Source organism: Amaricoccus sp., from assembly GCF_017993425.1.
Classification (GTDB): Bacteria; Pseudomonadota; Alphaproteobacteria; order Rhodobacterales; family Rhodobacteraceae; genus Amaricoccus.
The window spans coordinates 1-3,006 of sequence record NZ_JAGOMQ010000096.1 but is presented as its reverse complement, the minus strand read 5'-3'; the positions used below and the strand labels follow the sequence as shown (position 1 = coordinate 3,006).

The 3,006-nt window shown below is 72.3% G+C and carries 4 protein-coding genes; all 4 read left to right on the top strand.

The genetic code is table 11. The features are described from left to right. A partial coding sequence (locus KBB57_RS20040; RefSeq protein WP_290752323.1) for a hypothetical protein occupies window positions 1–121 on the top strand: 121 nt, incomplete at its 5' end. A 70-nt stretch (window positions 122–191) separates the two neighbouring features. Beyond that, window positions 192–989 (top strand): metallophosphoesterase, encoded by a 798-nt coding sequence (locus tag KBB57_RS20035; RefSeq protein WP_290754170.1) that lies wholly within the window; start codon window positions 192–194, stop codon window positions 987–989. Window positions 990–1,080: 91 nt separating this feature from the next. After that, the gene (locus KBB57_RS20030) at window positions 1,081–2,106 is read left to right on the top strand and encodes a Fe(3+) ABC transporter substrate-binding protein (protein ID WP_290754167.1); all 1,026 of its coding nucleotides are present in this window, start codon (window positions 1,081–1,083) and stop codon (window positions 2,104–2,106) included. A gap of 298 nt (window positions 2,107–2,404) precedes the next feature. After that, entirely contained in the window at window positions 2,405–2,917 is a 513-nt protein-coding gene (locus KBB57_RS20025) for a DUF421 domain-containing protein (protein WP_290754164.1), read from the top strand. The last annotated feature ends 89 nt before the right edge of the window (window positions 2,918–3,006 follow it).

Genomic DNA, 3,006 nt, shown 5'->3' with positions numbered 1-3,006 from the left:
CAACCTGAAGTTCGAGGTCACGCTGATCGCGCCGATCGCCATGGAGGAGAAGCTCCGCTTCGCCATCCGCGAGGGCGGCCGCACCGTCGGCGCCGGCGTCGTCTCGAAGATCATCGAGTAACCGGCCCCGCTGGGGCCGCAGGGGGACGCGGAGCGATCCGCGTCCCCTTCGCATTTCCGGGGAGCGGCCGATGACCGACCTGACCGAGGGCCAGCGCGTCTACGCGATCGGCGACGTCCATGGCCGCCGCGACCTCATCGAGGACATGCTCGACCGCGTCCGCGCCGACCTCGCCCGCCGGCCGCACCCGCGGCCGCGGCTCGTCACCCTCGGCGACTACATCGACCGCGGGCCGGAGAGCCGCGGGGTGATCGAGACGCTGATGGGGCTGCGCGGCGGCCCGCTGCCCGTCGACTTCCTGCTCGGCAACCACGACAGCTACATCGAGACCTACCTTGCCGACCCGGAATGGCAGGACCGCACCTATCACTGGCTCCACCCCGCCATGGGCGGCGCCGCCACCCTCGCCTCCTACGGGGTGACGGACGCCCACCACGACCGCCCCCACGCCACCCGCGCCGCCTTCGCCGCGGCGATGCCGGAGGAGCACCGCGCCTTCCTGCGCGGCTGCGCGCTCTGGCTGCGCATCGGCGGCTACGTCCTCGTCCATGCCGGCATCCGCCCGGGCGTGCCGCTCGAGGCGCAGGCCCGCGACGACTGCATCTGGATCCGCGAGCCCTTCCTCGGCTCCGACGACGACTTCGGCTTCACCGTCGTCCACGGCCACACCATCGTCGACGCCGTCGAGCGGCGGCCGAACCGCATCGCCATCGACACCGGGGTCGCCCGCGGCGGGCCGCTCACCTGCCTCGTGCTGGAAGGTCCCGCGGTCGCCACCCTCGCCCCGGACGGACCCGTGCCCCTGCCCGACCCGGCCGGCGAGCGCTCGCTCCTGCAGCGCGGGCTCGACGCGCTCCGCGGCCGCTGAAGGCCAATCCCGAGGGATTTGCTCGGAACCCGGTTGACTCGGCTCCGGCGCCGCGGGCAGGTAGGCGCCACGCGCGAAAGGGAGACCGCCGATGAACCCGTTCCGATCCTCGCTTGCCGCCCTGACCACCGCCGGCATCGCCTTCTGCCTCGCCGGCGCGGTCGCCGCGCAGGAGGTCAACGTCTACTCCTCGCGGCACTACGACAACGACACCGAGCTCTACCAGCTCTTCACCGACGCCACCGGGATCAAGGTGAACCGCATCGAGGGCACGCCCGAGGAGATGGTCGCCCGCATGAAGGCCGAGGGCGTCAACAGCCCCGCCGACATCTACCTCACCGTCGACGCCGGGCGCATCTGGCTCGCCGACAAGGAGGGCCTGCTGCAAGGCGTCGACAGCCCGGTGCTCGAGGAGCGCATCCCCGCGCACCTGCGCCACCCCGACGGCCACTGGTTCGGCCTCTCCGAGCGCGCGCGGCTGATCTTCTACTCCAGGGAGCGGACGCCCAACCCGCCGCAGACCTACGAGGCGCTGTCCGATCCCGAATACCAGGGCAAGATCTGCATCCGCTCGGCCAGCAACGTCTACAACCTCTCCCTGATGAGCGCGATCATCGAGCACGACGGCGAGGAGGGCGCCAGGGCCTGGGCGCAGGGGCTCCTCTCGAACCTCGCCCAGCCGCCCGAGGGCGGCGACACCGACCAGCTCAAGGGGATCGCCTCCGGCGCCTGCGACATCGCGGTGGCGAACAGCTACTATTTCGCCCGCGCCCAGGCCGCGCCCGTCGAGGGCCTGAGCGACAAGGTCGACGCGATCGGCTGGGTCACCCCCAACCAGGAGACCACCGGCACCCACGTCAACATCTCGGTCGCCGGCGTCGCCGCCCACGCGCCGAACCTCGAGAACGCGGTCAAGTTCCTCGAGTACATGACCACCGACGAGGCCCAGGAGTTCTTCGCCAACCAGAACCACGAGTTCCCGGTCGTCGCCGGCGTCGAGGTCGGGCCGATCGCGAAGGAGTACGGCGACTTCAAGCGCGACACGCTGAACCTCAGCATCCTCGGCATCAACCAGCCCAAGGCCCAGCAGATCTTCAACGAGGTCGGCTTCCCCTGACGCCGCGGCGAGGCAGGTCTCGCGACAGCTTCCGCCGGGAGACATGCGCATGTCTCCCGGCTCGACGCGGAGCGGGCCGGGCGGGGACCGCGGAACCCAAAATCGACGCCAGACGCACAGACCCCTTGATCCCTCGAACAGGTCGAAGGGTGTCCCCCGCAGCTTCCGAGCGCACCTGCCGCACCGCCCCCCGCGCCGCTTGCGGCCGGCGCGCCGACGCGGCACCCTGCGCGCCATGACCGTACCCGCCGCCCCCGCGCCCCGGACCGGCGCCCGCCCCGCCCCGGAGGCGTGAGCGATGCCGGCCGCGCCCGATGCAGGCCCCCTCGCCGACCTCTTCGCCCTCTCCGCCCCGTGGTGGCATTTCGTGCTGCGCGGGGTGGCGATCTACGTGCTGGTGACCGTGCTGATGCGCGCCTCCGGCAAGCGGGCCATCGGCCAGTTCACGCCCTTCGACCTGATCCTTTTGATCCTGATCGGCAACGCCGTGCAGAACGGCATCAACGGCGGCGACAACTCGCTGACCGGGGCGCTGGTCATGGCGACGACGCTGATCGCGCTGAACTGGCTGGTCGCCCTCCTCTCCTCGCGCTCCCGCCGCTTCCGCGCGCTGGCCGAGGGGCGGCCGGCGATCCTCGCCGAGGACGGCCGCATCGACCGCGCCGCGCTCCGGCGCGAGCTGGTCAGCGAGGCCGACTTCGAGAACGCCATGCGCCTCGCCGGCTGCGCCGAGGAGCGCGACATCCGCCGCGCCACCCTGGAGCCGAACGGCCACATCATGATCGAGCGCAGCGACGGAACATGGCGCTAGCCCCGCCGGCCGCGGCGATTCCCGCCGCCCGCCCCGCGACGAGCCGCCCCCCGACCCCGGCTCCCGCCCCAGGCGCCAGCCCCTCGGCC

Bases quoted from the DNA above. Each gene is read 5' to 3' on its own strand.
- KBB57_RS20035 (WP_290754170.1), top strand. From the start codon at position 192: ATGACCGACCTGACCGAGGGCCAGCGCGTCTACGCGATCGGCGACGTC.
- KBB57_RS20030 (WP_290754167.1), top strand. From the start codon at position 1,081: ATGAACCCGTTCCGATCCTCGCTTGCCGCCCTGACCACCGCCGGCATC.
- KBB57_RS20025 (WP_290754164.1), top strand. From the start codon at position 2,405: ATGCCGGCCGCGCCCGATGCAGGCCCCCTCGCCGACCTCTTCGCCCTC.